This window comes from Rhizobium sp. NFR07 (assembly GCF_900111905.1).
Taxonomy (GTDB): domain Bacteria; phylum Pseudomonadota; class Alphaproteobacteria; order Rhizobiales; family Rhizobiaceae; genus Neorhizobium.
In genome coordinates, this window is the sequence record NZ_FOKM01000005.1 from 204,875 (window position 1) to 222,941 (window position 18,067).

General features: G+C 61.9%; 19 protein-coding genes. 12 read left to right on the forward strand and 7 right to left on the reverse strand.

What is annotated here, in order from left to right:
• Positions 1-17: 17 nt before the first annotated feature.
• Both mtaB and dapF read right to left on the reverse strand, forming a co-directional pair.
• Positions 18-1,298 (reverse strand): tRNA (N(6)-L-threonylcarbamoyladenosine(37)-C(2))-methylthiotransferase MtaB, encoded by a 1,281-nt coding sequence (gene mtaB, locus BM216_RS12965; RefSeq protein ID WP_092999594.1) that lies wholly within the window; start codon positions 1,296-1,298, stop codon positions 18-20.
• Positions 1,295-2,197, reverse strand: coding sequence for a diaminopimelate epimerase (gene dapF, locus BM216_RS12970; RefSeq protein WP_092999595.1), 903 nt, complete (start codon positions 2,195-2,197; stop codon positions 1,295-1,297). The genes mtaB and dapF overlap by 4 nt, the downstream gene beginning before the upstream one ends.
• A 158-nt stretch (positions 2,198-2,355) precedes the next feature.
• Between dapF and BM216_RS12975 the strand changes: the two genes are divergently transcribed.
• Positions 2,356-3,027: a spermidine synthase gene (locus BM216_RS12975; RefSeq protein WP_092999759.1), complete on the forward strand. Its 672-nt coding sequence runs from the start codon at positions 2,356-2,358 to the stop codon at positions 3,025-3,027.
• A 19-nt stretch (positions 3,028-3,046) separates the two neighbouring features.
• Here BM216_RS12975 and BM216_RS12980 read toward each other — a convergent pair whose 3' ends face one another.
• Both BM216_RS12980 and BM216_RS12985 read right to left on the reverse strand, forming a co-directional pair.
• Positions 3,047-3,634: a biliverdin-producing heme oxygenase gene (locus tag BM216_RS12980; protein ID WP_092999596.1), complete on the reverse strand. Its 588-nt coding sequence runs from the start codon at positions 3,632-3,634 to the stop codon at positions 3,047-3,049.
• A gap of 53 nt (positions 3,635-3,687) precedes the next feature.
• Positions 3,688-4,773, reverse strand: a complete 1,086-nt coding sequence (locus tag BM216_RS12985) for an MBL fold metallo-hydrolase (RefSeq protein WP_092999597.1) — start codon at positions 4,771-4,773, stop codon at positions 3,688-3,690.
• Between the two features lie 221 nt (positions 4,774-4,994).
• Between BM216_RS12985 and BM216_RS12990 the strand changes: the two genes are divergently transcribed.
• The 6 genes from BM216_RS12990 (at position 4,995) to trmD (ending at position 9,641) form a co-directional block, all read left to right on the forward strand.
• Entirely contained in the window at positions 4,995-5,570 is a 576-nt protein-coding gene (locus BM216_RS12990) for a hypothetical protein (RefSeq protein WP_092999598.1), read from the forward strand.
• Between the two features lie 285 nt (positions 5,571-5,855).
• Positions 5,856-7,430, forward strand: coding sequence for a signal recognition particle protein (gene ffh / locus BM216_RS12995; RefSeq protein WP_092999599.1), 1,575 nt, complete (start codon positions 5,856-5,858; stop codon positions 7,428-7,430).
• Between the two features lie 12 nt (positions 7,431-7,442).
• On the forward strand, positions 7,443-7,751 hold the full coding sequence (locus BM216_RS13000) for a chorismate mutase (RefSeq protein WP_092999600.1): 309 nt from the start codon (positions 7,443-7,445) through the stop codon (positions 7,749-7,751).
• Between the two features lie 148 nt (positions 7,752-7,899).
• On the forward strand, positions 7,900-8,274 hold the full coding sequence (rpsP, locus tag BM216_RS13005; protein ID WP_092999601.1) for a 30S ribosomal protein S16: 375 nt from the start codon (positions 7,900-7,902) through the stop codon (positions 8,272-8,274).
• 108 nt (positions 8,275-8,382) lie between these two features.
• Complete coding sequence (gene rimM / locus BM216_RS13010; protein WP_092999602.1) at positions 8,383-8,964, forward strand: ribosome maturation factor RimM; 582 nt, start codon at positions 8,383-8,385, stop codon at positions 8,962-8,964.
• Positions 8,961-9,641, forward strand: a complete 681-nt coding sequence (gene trmD / locus BM216_RS13015; RefSeq protein ID WP_092999603.1) for a tRNA (guanosine(37)-N1)-methyltransferase TrmD — start codon at positions 8,961-8,963, stop codon at positions 9,639-9,641. The genes rimM and trmD overlap by 4 nt, the downstream gene beginning before the upstream one ends.
• 6 nt (positions 9,642-9,647) lie before the next feature.
• Here trmD and BM216_RS13020 read toward each other — a convergent pair whose 3' ends face one another.
• Positions 9,648-10,394 (reverse strand): sulfite exporter TauE/SafE family protein, encoded by a 747-nt coding sequence (locus tag BM216_RS13020; protein WP_092999604.1) that lies wholly within the window; start codon positions 10,392-10,394, stop codon positions 9,648-9,650.
• A gap of 262 nt (positions 10,395-10,656) precedes the next feature.
• Between BM216_RS13020 and rplS the strand changes: the two genes are divergently transcribed.
• On the forward strand, positions 10,657-11,199 hold the full coding sequence (rplS, locus tag BM216_RS13025; protein WP_092999605.1) for a 50S ribosomal protein L19: 543 nt from the start codon (positions 10,657-10,659) through the stop codon (positions 11,197-11,199).
• Positions 11,200-11,374: 175 nt separating this feature from the next.
• Here rplS and BM216_RS13030 read toward each other — a convergent pair whose 3' ends face one another.
• Positions 11,375-12,682 carry an MFS transporter gene (locus BM216_RS13030; protein ID WP_092999606.1) on the reverse strand — a complete coding sequence of 436 codons (1,308 nt, stop codon included), beginning with the start codon at positions 12,680-12,682 and terminating at the stop codon, positions 11,375-11,377.
• A gap of 186 nt (positions 12,683-12,868) precedes the next feature.
• Between BM216_RS13030 and BM216_RS13035 the strand changes: the two genes are divergently transcribed.
• The 3 genes from BM216_RS13035 to BM216_RS13045 are packed head-to-tail and all read left to right on the forward strand — an operon-like array spanning position 12,869 to position 15,148.
• Positions 12,869-13,666, forward strand: coding sequence for a transporter substrate-binding domain-containing protein (locus tag BM216_RS13035; RefSeq protein WP_092999607.1), 798 nt, complete (start codon positions 12,869-12,871; stop codon positions 13,664-13,666).
• 28 nt (positions 13,667-13,694) lie between these two features.
• Positions 13,695-14,519 (forward strand): amino acid ABC transporter permease, encoded by an 825-nt coding sequence (locus BM216_RS13040; protein WP_092999608.1) that lies wholly within the window; start codon positions 13,695-13,697, stop codon positions 14,517-14,519.
• Positions 14,516-15,148: a class I SAM-dependent DNA methyltransferase gene (locus BM216_RS13045; protein ID WP_092999609.1), complete on the forward strand. Its 633-nt coding sequence runs from the start codon at positions 14,516-14,518 to the stop codon at positions 15,146-15,148. The genes BM216_RS13040 and BM216_RS13045 overlap by 4 nt, the downstream gene beginning before the upstream one ends.
• A gap of 2 nt (positions 15,149-15,150) precedes the next feature.
• Here BM216_RS13045 and BM216_RS13050 read toward each other — a convergent pair whose 3' ends face one another.
• Positions 15,151-16,182, reverse strand: coding sequence for a sensor domain-containing diguanylate cyclase (locus BM216_RS13050; RefSeq protein ID WP_092999610.1), 1,032 nt, complete (start codon positions 16,180-16,182; stop codon positions 15,151-15,153).
• Between the two features lie 347 nt (positions 16,183-16,529).
• Here BM216_RS13050 and leuC point away from each other — a divergent pair, with 347 nt between their 5' ends.
• A complete protein-coding gene (gene leuC, locus BM216_RS13060; RefSeq protein ID WP_092999612.1) occupies positions 16,530-17,939 on the forward strand; it encodes a 3-isopropylmalate dehydratase large subunit in 1,410 nt (469 codons plus the stop codon).
• The last annotated feature ends 128 nt before the right edge of the window (positions 17,940-18,067 follow it).

Consider the following 18,067-nt stretch of genomic DNA (forward strand, 5'->3'; position numbering starts at 1 on the left):
CTTACAATCCGTTTCGGTCAGGCCGCCTGCTCGTGGGCAGCCATCACCCGCATGTCGAGATGTTTGCCGTTATGTCCTGTAATCATAACGCGCTGAATGTCACGGGGAACCAGCCCCGGCGCTGCAACCAGCGAAAAGTTTTCCGTATGCGCCATGCCGTTGTTTTCGACGACAATGGCCTGCTCCGTCCCGATCATCCGTTCCAGATGCGCATGATGCAACGCCTCGCCGCGCGCACGAAGCCTTGCCGCGCGCTCCTTCACCAGCGCGCGATCCACCTGCGGCATGCGCGCTGCCGGCGTGCCGGGGCGCGGGCTGTATGGGAAGACATGCAGGAACGAAATGCCGGCCTCTTCCGCAAGCGTTGCCGCGCCCTCGAACATCTCTTCCGTCTCGGTCGGAAAACCGGCGATCATGTCCGCCCCGAAGGCGATTTCCGGCCGCAGACGCCGTGCCTGTTCGACAAAGGCCAACGCCTCAGCGCGCGAATGCCGACGCTTCATCCGCTTCAAAATCATGTCGTCGCCATGCTGCAGCGACAGGTGCAGATGCGGCATGAAGCGCTGCTCGTCGGCGATCAGATCCCAGAGGTGATTGTCCGCCTCGATGCTGTCGATGGAAGACAGGCGCAGACGCAGGATTTCCGGCACCTGCTTGAGGAGCGTCTTGGCGAGATAACCCAATGTCGGCTGGCCCGGCAGCTCGGCACCGTAGCTCGTCGCATCGACGCCGGTCAGCACGATCTCGCGATAACCGCTCTCGGTCAGCCTGCGGGCCTGTTCCACCACTGCGCCCATCGGCACCGAGCGGGAATTGCCGCGGCCATAAGGGATGATGCAGAAGGTGCAGCGATGGTCGCAGCCGTTCTGCACCTGGATGAAGGCGCGCACATGCCCGTCGATATGCTTCACCATCTGCGGCGCCGTGGCCTTGACGCTCATGATGTCGTTGACGCGTAGCTTTTCTTCCGCCGAGACGCCGAAATCCGGCAGGCCGCGATAAGAGTTGCTCTTCAGCTTCTCCTCGTTGCCTAAAACGGCATCGACTTCCGCCATGTCGGCAAAAGTCTGTTTTTCCGTCTGCGCCGCGCAGCCGGTGACGATGATGCGCGCATGCGGGTTTTCTCGTCGCGCACGGCGGATCGCCTGCCGTGCCTGGCGCACCGCCTCGCCGGTGACGGCGCAGGTATTGACCAGCACGGCATTGTTGAGGCCCGCCTTTTCGGCCTCGGCCCGCATCACTTCCGATTCATAGGTATTGAGCCGACAGCCGAAGGTTATGACCTCGACGCCGCTCAATTTGCCTTCACCTCGGGCTCTTCGTCACGGGAAAAAGCGCCGGTTTCCGGGTCCACCTTGCCGGACCACTCCCATTCCGCCGGGCCGGTCATGACGACATGATCGTCCTCCCGCCAGTCGATGACGAGCGGCTGGCGCGTGGGCGCCGTGGCGACATCGATCGTCACCCTGCGGCCCGTGCGGCCCGTGCGCGCGGCAGATACGGCAGCGGCACAGGCGGCCGAACCGCAGGCAAGCGTCAGACCCGCGCCGCGCTCCCACGTGCGGGTGCGCAGGCTGTCGCCGGAAGTGACCTGCGCCAGCGTGATATTGGCCTTTTCCGGAAACATCGGATGGTTTTCCAGCATCGGACCGAACCGCTCCAGGTCGAAATTCATCGGGTCCTTGTCGACCCAGAAGATCGCATGCGGATTGCCCATGGACATCGCGGCCGGCGAGTGCAGGATCGGCTTGTCGATCGGCCCGATCTGCAGCTCGATCCGACTGGTATCGACGAATTCCTCGGCAAGCGGGATCCTGTCCCAGGCAAAGACCGGCTTGCCCATGTCGACGGAAATAGTGCCGTCCTCATGCTCCTCAGCGTTCAGGATGCCCGCGACGGTCTGGAAGGTGAAGGTCTTGCGGCCCGTCTCGGAGGCCAGCGCCTGCACCACGCAGCGCGTGCCGTTGCCGCAGGCCTGCGCCTTGGTACCATCGCAATTCAGGATATCGATCCAGGCGTCGGTGCCTTGCGCCTTCGGATCATGGATCGCCATGATCTGGTCGAACTGGGTCGCCGGATCGGCATTGAGCGCGATCGCGGCGGCAGCCGTCACCTTGTCGGTGCGGCCGCGCATGTCGACGACCAGGATCTTGTTGCCAAGCCCGTTCATACGCGCAAATTCGACCTGTCCTGCCATGATGCTGATCCATATGCGGGCGCCAAACCAACAATGGCCCGCTTCTTCAAGGCGTATATGGCCGAAAGCGCCGCAAATTACCAGTGCCGGTGCATGGCCCTAAAGATTGGCGCACCGCCTCATCGCGTGTTAGGGGAGCCGCAAAAGAGGCTTTGATCATGCTCCCTTGGGTTCAACTGGACAGCGCAAGAATACCGGACGATGGCGGCGAACTGCGCCTGAAGCAGCGCGGCCAGGAATTTTCCATCATGCTCGGATCGAACGAGTTGATGAACAGCCAGCTAAGCGGATCGGAAGAAGCGCTTGCCACGCTATCCTGGGAGAAGATCAAGGACCGCCCCAAGCCGTCCATCCTGATCGGCGGGCTAGGAATGGGCTTTACCCTGCGCGCAGCACTTGCGATCATGCCGCCGGACGCGACCGTCACCGTCGCTGAACTCGTCCCTGCCGTGGTCAGATGGGCGCGCGGCCCGATGGCCGAGGTCTTCAAGGGCTGCCTAGACGACCCGCGCACAAAGATTTATCAGGGCGATGTCGGCGAACTCATCCGTGGCTCGAAGAGCGTGTACGACGCCATCCTGCTCGATGTCGACAATGGTCCTGATGGCCTGACGCGGGAGAGCAATGACGCGCTTTACAATACCCGCGGCCTGCGCACGGCCCATCAGGCCCTGCGCCCCGGCGGCGTCCTGTCCGTCTGGTCGTCGGGCCCGGACAATGCCTTCACCAAACGCCTCGACAACTGCGGCTACAATGCCGAAGTCGTCAACACCCGCGCCAATGGCAAGCGCGGCGTAAAGCACGTGATCTGGGTGGCGACTAAGCGGTGACGCGCCTCGTCAAAACAAATTAGCCGAAGATCTCTTCGACCAGACCATGCACGCGGCGGAACGCCGCCTTGGCGCCTTCGGCAGCTTCCAGCTCTTCGGCCTCGGTGAGCGGCAGGTCGTTATAGGCGGCGACGAAATTGCGCCAATGCAGGCCGCGACCGTCCGGATGGCCGGCGAGATGGCGGGCGCCGAAATCATCCGACAGGCCGATCTTGGCCGCTTCCTTGCGCAGGAAGGCGGCACCGAGATTGGAGCCTTCGGCGACATAGACCCAGCCGAGCGCTGCAGCCGATGTCAAGGGACCGGTGGTCGACGAAAGCTCATCGGCAACGCCACCAAGATCGATGATATCCTGCCGCAAGGCCTCGTAGCGATTGCGATCGGCAAGTCCGGGCAGGCGGCGATTGAGATCCTCAGACGCGTAAAGCGGCGCGACATCGGCATGGAACTGATGCTGCACGTCGAGGAACAGGGCATAGCGCTCGCGGCTGGCAAACGGCTCCGCTCGCATGATGCGCTTGTCGAGCGTGTCATGGGTCCCGGTCGTCAGCGCCTTCAGACGCTGGATGCGGGTGGCTTCCGTTGGACGTTCGAGCTCGATCTGCATTTCTTTCCTCACGCACTCATGTTTTCCCATGAAGCAAATCGAACGGGGTCACGTCAAGCCGGACGCGAACCCGGAACCTCGAAAATTTCACCCGGCCGCATTGGGCGGAACCGCTCGCGGGCAATGCCGCGGGCATCGAGTGCCGCATGCAATGCCTCGACCGGCTGCTCGATGCCTTCGTCGGTCAGCTTCACCGTGCCCCAGTGATGACCGGCAACGAAGGAAGCGCCGCAAAGTTGCATGCCCTCGACGGCCTCTTGCGGATTCTGGTGCTGGGATTTCATGAACCAGCGCGGCTCATAGGCGCCGAAAGGCAGATTGGCGAGGCGGAATGGCCCATGCTTCTCGCCCGCGGCGCGGTAGTTGATGCCGTCGTGAAAACCGGTATCGCCGATATGATAGATCTTTCCCGCCGGCGTCTCGAACACGAAGGCGGCCCAAAGCGCCTGACGCCGGTCGCCGAGCCCGCGCGCCGACCAGTGATGGCACGGCTCGCAATGGAAGGTGACACCCGGACCGAATGTTTCGCTGCCGCCCCAGTCCATGACCGTGACCTTCGCATCCGGCACCTTGTCACGGATGATCGTGTCATTGCCCAGAGGCGTGACGAAATGCGGCTTATCGCGCCCTTGGAGAACCCAGAGTGTTTCGAGATCGAGATGATCGTAATGATTATGCGTAACCAGCACGATATCGATCGGCGGCAGGTCGCCGATGCGGACGCCGGGCGGATTGACCCGCTTCGGACCCGCGAATGTGAAGGGGCTGGTCCGCTCCGACCAGACCGGATCGGTGAGAATATTTAGCCCGGCGACCTGGATCAGCATCGAGGCATGGCCGATCATGGTGACGACCACGCGATCCCCGGCAACACGGGTCTCCGGCACAGCCTGCGGAAACGGACTGGCAAACGTATCCGGCCAGGGAATATTGCCGTTGCCGAATTTCCACCTCAAAAGATCGAAGCTGCCGCGCGGCTCTTCGCCGCCCGGATTGAAGAAATGCGTCCCGTCGAAATGATCGGAAACGGGACCGGAATAGTATTTGTTGGCGGCCATGGCGCTCCTTGCAGTGATACCGCCGGCAAGCGTGGCGATAGCTGCAAGACCGGACCATTTGAAGAATGTGCGACGGTTCATGAAATCTGTGTAGCAGGAGGTTTCTTCAAGGGGGAGACTGCTCTGGCGCAGAAGAGGACACGATCACGCGACTTCGATACTTCCAATAACATGATACTTAGTCGTGTATTCGCATGAACTACCAAAAATCGGTCCTTGCTCGTGATGAAACGGCGCCTAGTTATTACCCGATATTTGAGGGACGCGTTCGCCTGCGAATGCTTCAGACGGATGGATGGATAATGAATTTTCTCAAGACATTGATGATCGCTGGCGCAATTTCGCTATTCTCTACGGTAACCTTTGCCCAGGAGATCCCCGCGCCGGTACACGGCGTGACCTTCGACGAATGGGCCTCGGCAGCAGCGCGACTTTCCAACAAGACCAGCGAGGACGAAGTGCTGAAAACGCTGTCCATCGACAAGCAGCAGTTCGAAGAGGTCAACGAGAGCTTCAGCAAGGCCCTGAAGGACGACAAGGACTTCAAGCTGATCACCTATTATGGCCAGGCCTTCAGCAACCTGAATGCGGGTCGCTTCGCGGCAAACAGCCAGGAGACGGAGCGCAAGCTGAAGACCTTCGAGGATTATGCGCGCTTGTCCGGCCATATGCAGGCTGCGACCGAGGCCGGCGTCGATCCGCAGAAGGTTCTGGAAGAACATCACCTGACGACATTCGAGTTCAGCCAGGACGGCACCTACTGGATCGGCAAGCTGCGCGAGCAGGGAATGGCCGGCGATAGCGCCGCCATCCTCAAGTGGAATGAGACGATCGCCGCCTACAAGGCGGAATACGCCGCCCGCTACGCCAAGAAGTAACCTCGCAGGGGCGCCGCCCTCATTGGATGGCGCCCCCATGGTCGGCAAAACAGGCCGCCACACCTTGACTCCCAGTCCCATTTCCTGTTTAAGCCCGGCGATCTGCTGACAAGTTCTATGACTTGGAGCCACCGACCGGGACCCCTCGAGGTATAAATCGATCCCGGAGGTCAACATCCGACAGCGCGTTGCGCCCTCGGGTGCTTTTTGGCTTTGCGTCTTGTTTTTGCCGGCAAAAGACCCGACGTTTCCGAACAATCCCCGGAAGCGAAGAAGGAAGACACGATGTTTGAAAACCTCCAGGACCGTCTTGGCTCCATTCTGAATGGACTGACCGGCCGTGGCGCATTGAGCGAAGCGGATGTCTCCGCCGCCCTGCGCGAGGTTCGCCGCGCGCTCTTGGAAGCCGACGTGGCGCTGGAAGTCGTGCGCGCCTTCACCGACAAGGTCCGTGAAAAGGCCGTCGGCGCCGAAGTACTGAAGTCGATCAAGCCCGGCCAGATGGTCGTCAAGATCGTCCATGACGAACTGGTCGAGATGCTCGGCTCCGAAGGCGTCGGCATCGATCTTCATGCCGCCGCTCCCGTCGTCATCATGATGGTCGGCCTGCAGGGCTCGGGCAAGACGACCACGACCGGCAAGATCGCCAAGCGGCTGACCGATCGCGAGAAGAAGAAAGTGCTGATGGCGTCGCTCGATACGCGCCGCCCCGCAGCTCAGGAACAGTTGCGCCAACTCGGCGTACAGACGCAGGTCGATACGCTGCCGATCATCGCCGGCCAGTCGCCGACCGATATCGCAGCCCGCGCCGTGCAGGCGGCAAAGCTCGGTGGCCATGACGTCGTCATTCTCGACACCGCCGGCCGCACCCATATCGACGAACCGCTGATGCAGGAAATGGCGGAGATCAAGCGGAAGTCCAATCCGCATGAAATCCTGCTCGTCGCCGACTCGTTGACCGGTCAGGACGCCGTCAACCTGGCGCGCAACTTCGACGAGCGCGTCGGCATTACCGGCCTCGTTCTGACCCGCATGGACGGCGACGGCCGTGGCGGTGCAGCGCTTTCGATGCGCGCCGTCACCGGCAAGCCGATCAAGCTGATCGGCGTCGGCGAAAAGATGACGGAGATGGAGGAATTCCATCCCCGTCGCATCGCCGACCGAATCCTCGGCATGGGCGACATCGTTTCGCTGGTCGAGAAGGCTGCCGAAAACATCGACGCGGAAAAAGCCGCGGCGATGGCCAAGAAGATGCAGTCGGGCAAGTTCGATCTGAACGACCTTGCCGACCAGCTGCGCCAGATGAAATCGCTCGGCGGCATGGGCGGCATCATGGGTATGATGCCGGGCATGGCCGGCATGAAGGACAAACTCGCCGCATCCGGCATGAGCGACAAGGTGTTCGACCGCCAGATCGCCATCATCTCCTCGATGACCAAGGCCGAGCGCGCCAACCCCGACATGCTGAAGCATTCCCGCAAGAAGCGCATCGCCGCCGGCTCCGGCTCCGATGCTGCGGAAATCAACAAGCTTCTGAAAATGCACCGCCAGATGGCCGACATGATGAAAATGATGGGCGGCAAGGGCAAGGGCGGCATGATGAAGCAGATGATGGGCGGCCTTGCCGGCAAGATGGGCCTCGGCGGCGGCATGGGTGGAATGGGCGGAATGCCCGACCTCTCCAAGCTCGACCCGAAACAGCTCGAAGCGCTGCAGAAGCAGGCGGAAGCCGCCGGCCTCAAGCCGGGCGGCGGCATGCCCGGTGGCCTCGGGGGCGGAATGGGTGGTCTTCCAGGCCTGGGTGGGGCGAAGCTCCCCGGCCTCGGCGGCTTCCCCGGCCTGCCCGGCAAGAAGAAGTAAGGAGTAGCGACGATGGTTGACCCCGAGATCAAGGCACGGCTTTCAAGCTACCGCCAGTCGATCGACAACATCGACGCAGCTCTGGTGCATATGCTCGCCGAGCGCTTTCGCTGCACCAAGGAAGTGGGCGTTCTCAAAGCCCAGCACGAATTGCCGCCGGCAGACCCGGCGCGCGAGGAATACCAGATCGAACGCCTCCGCCGCCTGGCGAAGGAAGCCAATCTGGATCCGGATTTCGCCGAGAAGTTCCTGAACTTCGTCATCAAGGAAGTCATCCGGCATCATGAAGCCATCGCCGCCGAACACGGCGGTGCGAAGTAAGAGCATGACCGAGCCCGCCTGACGGCGGCCTCAAACCAACCGCGGCCCGTCGAAGGCGGCTCGTGACAACCAATGGCCCACCGGATGGTGGCCCCAAACAAGACCCGACCCGCCTGAAGGCGGCCATCGGAAACCAAGGAGTAAAACAATGTCCCTGAAGATTCGTCTCGCCCGCGGTGGCTCCAAGAAGCGCCCGTACTACCACATCGTCGTTGCCGACGCCCGTTCGCCGCGTGACGGCCGCTTCCTCGAGACCGTTGGTTCCTGGAACCCGATGCTCGGCAAGGACGACGAAAAGCGCGTTGAGCTGAAGGCCGAGCGCATCCAGGAATGGATCGCCAAGGGCGCCCAGCCGACCGACCGCGTTCTGCGCTTCCTCGCCGACGCCAACATCGCTACCCGCGATGCCAAGAACAACCCGGAAAAGGCAAAGCCGGGCAAGAAGGCGACCGAGCGCGCTGCTGAAAAGGCTCAGAAGATCGAAGATGCCAAGGCAGCTGCTGCCGAAGCTTCCGCAGAATAATAGCTGCGAGTTCACAAACGACGGGCGGTGCGGTGACGCGCCGCCCGTTTTGCTGTTTTCATTAGGCGCGATCCGCTTTAAATGAGCGCAGCTAAATGGAAAGACCGGATGACCAAGCTCGAAAACCCCATCCTCATGGCGACGATCGGTGCCGCTCAAGGCCTCAGGGGCGAGGTGCGCGTCCGCTCCTTCACCGATGACCCGACGGCGCTCGGAGAATACGGCCACCTCTACGCTGAAGACGGACGGGTCTTCGAGATCCTGGAAATCCGCGAGGCGAAGACTGTCGTGATCGTCCGCTTCCGCGGCATCAATGACCGCAATGCTGCCGAGGCGCTGAACGGCCTGGAACTGTTCATCGAGCGGGACAACCTGCCGGATGATGAGCTTGAGGACGACGAGTTCTATTATGCCGATCTCGAAGGCCTGGAAGCGGTCGATGCCAGCGGCAAGAGCTACGGCACGGTCAGCGCCGTCTTCGATTTCGGCGCCGGCGATCTTCTCGAACTGAAAGGCCCGGGCCGCCGCCCTGCCCTCATTCCGTTTTCCGAGGCTGCGGTTCTCGAGATCGACCTCGAAGCGGGCAAGATCCTGATCGACCCGGATGCAGCCGGTCTGATCGAAAACCCCGACGACGAAGGAAAGGGCTTCGGCCTTCCTCCCAAGGGCAAGTCCAGGGACAAGGAATGACCTTCCGCGCAACGATCCTGACGCTCTACCCGGAAATGTTTCCGGGCCATCTCGGCTATTCTCTTTCCGGCAAGGCGATGGAGCGCGGCGACTGGTCGCTCGATACGGTTCAGATCCGCGACTTCGCCGGGGACAAACACCGCACGGTGGATGATACCCCCGCCGGTGGCGGCGCCGGCATGGTGCTGAAGCCGGACATCCTGGCAAGCGCGATCGATTCCCTCGATGCCGACACACGTCCCCGCCTGCTAATGAGCCCGCGCGGCAAGCCCTTGACCCAGAAGCGCGTGCGCGAACTGGCGGACGGCGAAGGCGTGGTCATCGTCTGTGGCCGCTTCGAAGGCGTAGACCAGCGGGTGATCGACGGACGCCAGCTCGAGGAAGTCTCGATCGGCGACTACATTCTTTCCGGCGGCGAGCCCGCGGCGCTGACCGTTCTCGACAGCGTCATCCGCCTCCTGCCGGGCGTCATGGGCAATGCCCATTCCGGCACCAATGAGAGCTTCGAGCACGGCCTGCTGGAACATCCGCATTATACGCGTCCGCAGGTGTTCGAAGGCATGGAGATCCCGGCGGTGCTTACCTCCGGCAATCACGCCGCGATCGAGAAGTGGCGGCTGGAACAGGCGCTGCGCCTCACCGAAGAGCGTCGGCCCGATCTGCTGACGGACGACTGATCCACATCAACCCGTGACGAAATAATAGACCGTCAGCGCCGTGCCCACCGCCACCACGCACGAGCGCAGCACCATCTGCGGCACGCGACGGGCAAGCCAGACGCCCGAATAGCCGCCAAGCGCACCGGCAGGGATCATCACCAGCGCCTGCGGCCATGCCACCACGCCGCCGCCGATGAAGACGACGATCGCCACGGCGGCAATCAGCATGGCGAAGAGGTTCTTCATCGCATTGAGATGATGGTAGCTCCCGCCCGTCGTCAGCCCCAGCACCGCCAGCATCATGATGCCCATGCCGGCGCCGAAGAACCCGCCGTAAATGGCGTTCAGAAACTGGCTGACGATGCTGGTCGGCGTGTTCGCGCTGTGCTCCGCCGTCACCTTCGGCTTCAGCCAAGGTCCGGCGGCAAAGATTGCGGTCGCCGCGGCAAGCAGCCACGGCACCAGCGCCCTGAAGGACGGATTGTCGAGCGACAGCAGGATAAGCGCGCCGGCGAGTGCGCCGAACAGCGAAACCACGCCGAGCACGACGACGCTGCGCCAGCGATGCATGATCTCGGCGCGATAGGCGAGCGTCGATGTCACGTAACCCGGAAACTGGACGATCGAGGACGTGGCATTGGCGGAAATCGGCGGAATGCCGGCAATCGTCATTGCCCCGAAGGTCAGGAACGTTCCTCCTCCCGCTATGGCGTTGACGGCGCCCGACAGGAAGCCGGCCGCGGCCAGCAGCAGCATCATCGTGATTGTCATTGGTGTTTCCTCTTCCCGAAAATCGGGATATCTGCTTCCAGCCGGTGCATCAACGGCCTTTGGCGGCAAAAAATCGCGACAACGGGATGACAAATGCTCGGGCTTGGTGTATTGCCGCCCGCGGAAATGGGATTATTCCCGTCGACCAGCAACAAAGAATGGCGAATTCGCCTGCCGCAAGGCACGTCGCGAGGCCCTCGGATGAGGTGACCAAGGACGTTGGCGCTCTGGCTGTTTCAGAAGAACTGAAAAGGTTTGACCGATGAACATCATCCAGCAGCTGGAAGCCGAACAGGCAGCCAAGATCGAAGCTCAGCGCAAGCTTCCTGAATTCTCCCCGGGCGACACCCTGCGCGTCAACGTACGCGTTAAGGAAGGCACCCGTACCCGCGTACAGGCTTACGAAGGTGTCTGCATCGCTCGTTCGGGCGGCGGCATCAACGAGAGCTTCACCGTTCGCAAGATCTCCTACGGCGAAGGCGTAGAGCGCGTATTCCCGATCTACTCGCCGCTCGTCGAAAGCGTCGATGTCGTTCGCCGCGGTAAGGTCCGTCGCGCAAAGCTCTACTACCTGCGCGATCGTCGCGGCAAGTCGGCTCGTATCGTCGAGAACACCGGCACCCGCGCCCGCAAGCTGAACGACGCCGAGCGCGCCGCTATCGCTGAGGAAAAGGCACGCCTGGAAGCCGAAAAGGTAGCAGCAGCACAGGCACTGGCCGCCGAAAAGGCAGCACAGGAAGCCGCTGAAGCCAAGGCTGCCCAGGAAGCTGAAGCAGCAAAGGCTGCCGAAGGTTCTGCAGAATAAGAATTGCCGATTACGGCATGAGAAAAAGGCGGCCTCTCGGCCGCCTTTTTTGTTTGTTCGCCCGGAGCAGTTCCAGCAAAAGTGCGTAGCGGTTTTGCGTCCGGAACTGCTTGAAATCAAAGGACCAGAGCGATTTCGCGTCTCGAGGAAAAGCGGAAACGCTCTGGTCGCGGGATTACCGCAAGCCGCCGGGACGGGCCGAAGGCGGAACATCGTCCGAGTGATGGCCAAGCATCTGGCCGACGATGATGACCAGCACCCCGGCCGCCGCAAGGCAGGCTGCAAGGAAGAACATCGGCAGGATATTGCTGCCCGTCGCATCGTTGATCCATGGCACGACGTTCTGGGCGACGAAGCCGCCTAGATTGCCGACCGAGTTGATTGCCGCGATGCCGGCCGCTGCACCCGCGCCCTTGAGGAACCGACCCGGCAGGCTCCAGAAAACCGGCTGGCCGGCAAAGATGCCTGCGGCGGCAATGCACAGGAAGAAGAACTGCGCATAGGGCGAGGCAACCAGCACGGAGGCCGCAAGCGCGATCGCGCCGATAAAGGCCGGGGCGACGATATAAGGCGTCTTCTTTTCCGTCTTGTCGGCGGCAGCGGGGACCACCCAAAGCGCCACGGCGACGATCAGCCACGGAATGACGTTGATGAAGCCGTTCGTCGTGTTCGAGACGCCAAAACCCTTGACGATAGTCGGCAGCCAGTAGCTGAGACCATAGGCTGCGAGCGGGAAGCCGACATAGCAGAGCGCCATCAGGAGCACGCGCGGATTGATCAGGGCCTTGAAGCCGTGATCGGCATCCTTCTCCATCCCCTCGTTTTCCTTGGCCAGCCGGTCCTTCAGCCAGCGCTTCTCCTCATCGCTCAGAAACTTCGCCTTCTCGGGCGTGTCGTCGAGATAGAAGATCGTGACGATGCCGGCGATGACGGCCGGAACGCCGGTCGCCAGGAATACCCATTCCCAGCCTGCCAGGCCGAGCGCGCCGTCGAGGTCGAGCAGCATGCCGCCGAGCGGCGCCCCGATTGCATTGGCAAGTGCGCTGAAGATCATGAACAGCCCGACCATGCGGCCGCGATAGTCCTTCGGGAACCACAGCGTCAGCAGGTAGAGCACCCCGGGAAAGAAGCCGGCTTCGCATACGCCGAGCAGGAAGCGCAGGATGTAGAACATCATCATGTTCTGCGTGAAGGCGAGCGCGATCGTCACGAAGCCCCACGAGATCAGGATGCGCGCAAACCAGATCCGCGCGCCGAACCGCGTCAGAAACAGGTTGGCCGGCACTTCGAAGATGAAGTAGCCGATGAAGAACAGCGACGCGCCGAGGCCATAGGCATATTCGCTCATGCCCAGCGCATCGACCATCTGCAGCTTGGCATAGCTGACGTTCTGCCGGTCGATATAGGCAATCAGATAAAGCAGCCCCAGGAACGGCATCAGCCGCCAGGTGATTTTTGAGATCGTGTTATTTTCGGAAACCAAGGTATTCCTCCGGGCCTGACGGCCAATCCCTTAACTGTCAACGGGAAGTAGTTGCGCCGCAGCATGCGGCAAGGGGTCGCACCTCCATAAGATGCAAAGGCCTGGCTCTGTGATCACCGGTTCCGCTTGCCATCGTCGCGGAATTGGGGACATTTGTGACAGACACATTTTCCGAGGATTGCCCTGATGCTGACCAGACGCACTCTATTCGCGGGCCTCACCCTTGCAGCCCTTGCCCCCGCCGCGGCCTGTGCCCAGGCGCTTCCCGGCCTGAAGGGCCGCACGGTCGTCGTCGTGACCGAAAACGCCTATCCGCCGCTGCAGTTCGTCGATCCGAAGTCCGGCAATGCAATCGGCTGGGAATATGACGCGATGAACGAGATCGCGAAGAAGTTGAACTTCAAGGTCGAATACCAGAACGTCTCGTGGGACGCGATGATCCAGGCTGTGTCCGACGGCCAGTACGACATCGGCATGACCGGCATCACCATCAAGGACGACCGCAAGGAAAAGGTTGATTTTTCCGATCCCTACATGCGCTCGGAACAGTTCATGCTGGTGCGCGGCGACGAGAAGCGCTTCTCCGATGCCGAGAGCTTCGCCAAGGTCGATGACGCCCTCATAGGCGCCCAGCCGGGCACCACGCCATTCTACACGGCCGTCTATTCGGTCCTGGACGGCAACGAGCAAAACCCGCGCATAAAACTGTTCGAGACCTTCGGCGCCACCGTACAGGCGCTGAAGACCGGCGATGTCGACACGGTGCTGACCGACGGTACTGCTGGCAAGGGTTATGTCGATGCCTCCAACGGCGGCCTCAAGCTTATCGGCGGCCCGCTCGGCACCGAGGATTTCGGCTTCATCTTCAAGAAGGGCTCGGATCTGGTAGCACCAGTCAACGCCGCGATCGCGGCGCTTAAGGCGGACGGCACGCTCGACGCGCTGAACAAGAAGTGGTTCCTTGACTACAAGATGGGCCAATGACGGCAAGGCCGCGGAAAGCTCCAGCCTGATGGGCTTCCAGACCCTGCCGGCATCGAATGGCGATGATGATCGCCCCTGGTGGCTTTATGCCTTGATCGTCATCGGCCTTTCGATCGCCGCCGTCATCGCGGTCAACGATCTCTATGCCCAGGTCTTCACCGTTGTCGCGCGGGGCATCTGGGTGACGATCTTCGTCACGATCATCGCCTTCGCGCTCGCCTGCGGGCTCGGACTGCTGATCTCGCTTGCCGGCCTGTCGGACAATATCGCGCTGCGCCAGACGGCGCGCTTTTATGTCGAGGTCGTGCGCGGCGTCCCGATCCTCGTCCTTCTCTTCTACATCGCCTTTGTCGGCGCACCCGGGCTCGTCAGCCTCTATAATTTCGCCATCACGCCGCTGGTCGATGGCGGTTGGATGGAGCCGGCGCAGGTCCGCGACCTCTCGCTCATGTGGCGGGCGATCATCGCGCTGACGATCGGCTATTCGGCCTTCATCGCGGAGATCTTTCGTGCCGGCTTCCAGTCCGTCGACCGCGGCCAGATCGAGGCGGCCATGGCGCTCGGCCTTAGCCGCTCCCAGCGATTTCGCCTGATCGTCTTTCCCCAGGCGATCCGGGTGATCTTTCCGCCGCTTTCGAACGACTTCGTGTCGATGGTGAAGGACAGTTCGCTCGTCTCGGTGCTCGGCGTCGCCGATATCAGCCAGGCCGGCAAGATCTACGCCTCCGGCTCGTTCCGCTTCTTCGAGACCTATTCGATTGTCGCCTATATCTACCTGATCCTGACGATCGGCCTTTCCATCATGCTGAGAAAGGTCGAGCAACGCATGCGCGAGAAAGGGAACCGTCGATGAGCGAACGCAAAAGCGAAGGACTGGCAAAGGTCTACGCCTCGAAATCGGATGCCGAACTGACATCAGCCTATGCCGCATGGTCGACCGATTACGACCGGGAAAACCTGTCCTCGGGCTACAACCTGCCCTTCATGATCACAGCATGGGTCGCGCGTTATCTCGCCCCTGATGCCGGGCCGCTACTCGATGCCGGCTGCGGCACCGGCCTCTCCGGTCCCTATCTGAAGGCACTCGGCTACGGCACCGTCGAGGGCCTGGACTTTTCCGAGGAAATGCTGGCGCTGGCGCAAAAGCGCGGCGCCTATGACCTGCTTCAGCGCGCGACGCTTGGCGAGGAACTTCCCTGGCCGGACGCCCATTTTTCGGGCTTCTTGTCCACCGGCGTGTTCACGGAAGGCCACGCGCCGGCAAAAAGCCTGTTCGAGCTCTGCCGCATCACCCGCCCCGGCGGCTACGGCATCTTCACCGTGCGCGACAAGGTGTTCGATGCCGGCGGTTTTGCCGAGGTCTTCGCCGAACTGGCTGCGCTCGGCATCTGGCAGGCGGTCGAGGAAAGCCCGCTCTGGCGCTCCTATGCGATCGACGAGCCGGACGTACTGGTCAGGACCTACGTCTTCCGGATCAACTGAGATCAGGTTTCCCTGATCACGAATCGATCGCGGCCGGCCGCCTTCGCCTGGTAGAGCGCCTCGTCGACCGCCCTCAAGAGGCCGAGCCTGTCGGACCCCGCATCGGGGGCAAGTGCGACCCCGATGCTCAGCCTTGCGCTGAGCAACATGTCTCCCACGACGAAGGGACGGCGGAATTCGCTGAGCAGCCGCTCGCACAGTCCGGACAGCGCCGCGACATCCGGCGGGTCAGGCACGAAGATGGCGAACTCGTCGCCGCCCATACGCACGACGACATCCTGCGCCCGCACGCATTCGCTGATGCGCTTTGCGGCATGGGTCAGAACCTCGTCGCCGGTGTGATGGCCGTAACGGTCGTTGATTGTCTTGAACCCGTCCATGTCGAGATAGAGAACGCCGAAACCCTGCTGCGACGACAGCGCGTTGCTGAGCATCACATCGATCAGGGAGACGAGCGCCGACCTGTTGTAGAAGCCGGTCAGCGGATCGGTCATCGCCGCAAGCTTCAGCTTCTCCTCGGCGAATTCCATCAGGAAATTGGCCTTCTGCAGCCGCAGCAGGCCGCTCGCGACATCGGCGAACTGGCGCAGTTGGCGGATTTCGTCATCGTTGAAATCGCGCGGCTTCGTGTCGATCAGGCAGAACGCACCGACCGGCAGCTCGGGATCGAGCGATATCGGCGCGCCGGCATAGCTGCGAAAATGCGGCTCCCCGGTAACGAAAGGCATGTCACGCAGTTCGGGATGGCGGGTCATGTCGGGAATGACGACGACCTCGTTCTCGAACACGACGCGCGAGCAGATCGACGCATCGCGCGAGCAGGCATTGATCTGGATACTGCCCACCTGGCAGGTGACGCGCTGCCAGTCCTCGTCAACGATATTGACCGCTGCGACCGGGCTGCCGAACACGTCCTTGGCGAGCTGAACCAGGGACGTCAGCTCCGGCGTGGAATAGCCATCGGGAGCGATCAACGCCCGGACGGATTGCAGGCGTTCAGCTTCATTGACAGGAAGCTGGACTGTGAGAGCCATAAGCTCCTCCTTGTTTTCCATCCGCGGCGACGCCAACTATGGCCTCGAAGGTTATGCAGGTTTACGAACTTTAGGCTTGTGGCATGCACACCCTTTCCAGACAATTGCCGCGACCTCAAAAAACTGCTATGGCAACGCCCATGGGATCGAAATTCGGATGCCTCGCGAACAGATTTATCGTGCTGCAGGACCACAAGCGTCTGCCGGCACGCTTCTTCGCGCGCGTCTCCGGTGCGCTCAACAGCCGACTTAGCTGACGGCCGCATTTGCGGCCCGTGCCGCGGCAACACGTTTTTGCCGAAATCCCGTCTCTTCTTTCAAAACCTGTTCTTCAACGGATGGCAGCCATGAGCGCACCCCGCACCCTGTACGATAAAATCTGGGACGACCACGTCGTCTCCGAGGACGAAAACGGCACCTGTCTTCTCTACATCGATCGTCACCTGGTTCACGAGGTGACGAGTCCGCAGGCTTTCGAAGGTCTGCGCATGGCTGGCCGCAAGGTCCGCGCGCCGGAAAAGACGCTTGCCGTCGTCGACCACAACGTCCCAACCTCCGCTGATCGCCATCTCGGCATCAAGAACGAGGAAAGCCGCATTCAGGTCGAGGCACTGGCGCAGAACGCCCATGACTTCGGGCTGGAATATTACTCGGAGAAGGATATCCGCCAGGGTATCGTTCACATCGTCGGGCCGGAACAGGGCTTCACCCTGCCGGGCATGACCATCGTCTGCGGCGACAGCCACACCTCGACCCACGGCGCCTTCGGCTCGCTGGCCCACGGTATCGGCACGTCCGAGGTCGAGCATGTTCTGGCCACGCAGACGCTGGTGCAGAAGAAGGCGAAGAACATGCTGGTGCGCGTCGACGGCGCGCTGCCGGCAGGCGTCACCGCCAAGGACATCATCCTCGCCATCATCGGCGAGATCGGCACCGCAGGCGGCACCGGCCACGTCATCGAGTTTGCCGGCGAAGCGATCCGCTCGCTGTCGATGGAAGGCCGCATGACGATCTGTAACATGACGATCGAAGGCGGCGCCCGCGCCGGCCTGATAGCGCCGGACGAGACGACCTTTGCCTATATCAAGGACAAGCCGCGCGCGCCGAAGGGCACGGCCTGGGATATGGCCGTCGACTACTGGAAGACGCTGCATACGGATGAAGGCGCCCATTACGACAAGGTCGTCGTTCTGGATGCCGCCAACCTGCCGCCGATCGTCTCCTGGGGTTCCTCCCCGGAAGACGTCATCTCCGTCGAAGGCGCCGTGCCGAACCCAGACGACATCCAGGACGAAAACAAGCGCACGTCGAAATGGCGCGCGCTCGATTATATGGGCCTGAAGCCGGGCACCAAAATGACCGACATCACCGTCGACCGCGTCTTCATCGGCTCCTGCACCAACGGCCGCATCGAGGATCTGCGCGCCGCCGCCAAGGTTGTCGAGGGCAAGAAGGTCGCCTCCACCGTCAACGCCATGATCGTGCCGGGCTCCGGCATCGTCAAGGAACAGGCGGAAGCCGAAGGCCTCGACGTCATCTTCAAGGAGGCCGGTTTCGAATGGCGCGAGCCTGGCTGTTCCATGTGCCTTGCCATGAACGACGACCGTCTGAACCCGTACGAGCGCTGCGCCTCCACCTCGAACCGCAATTTCGAAGGCCGCCAGGGCTACAAGGGCCGCACCCATCTGGTCTCGCCAGCGATGGCGGCGGCAGCTGCGGTGGCAGGACACTTCGTCGATATCCGCGAGTGGAAGTGAACCAATGACGGTGAGGGGGCATATCCCCTCACTTGCGATTTCTAAGACTTAGCCTTCGGCTAAGACTTGAAATCGCTTTCTCTCCCACAAGGGGAGAGATATCGGCGACCGCGGCACACTCGACGCCC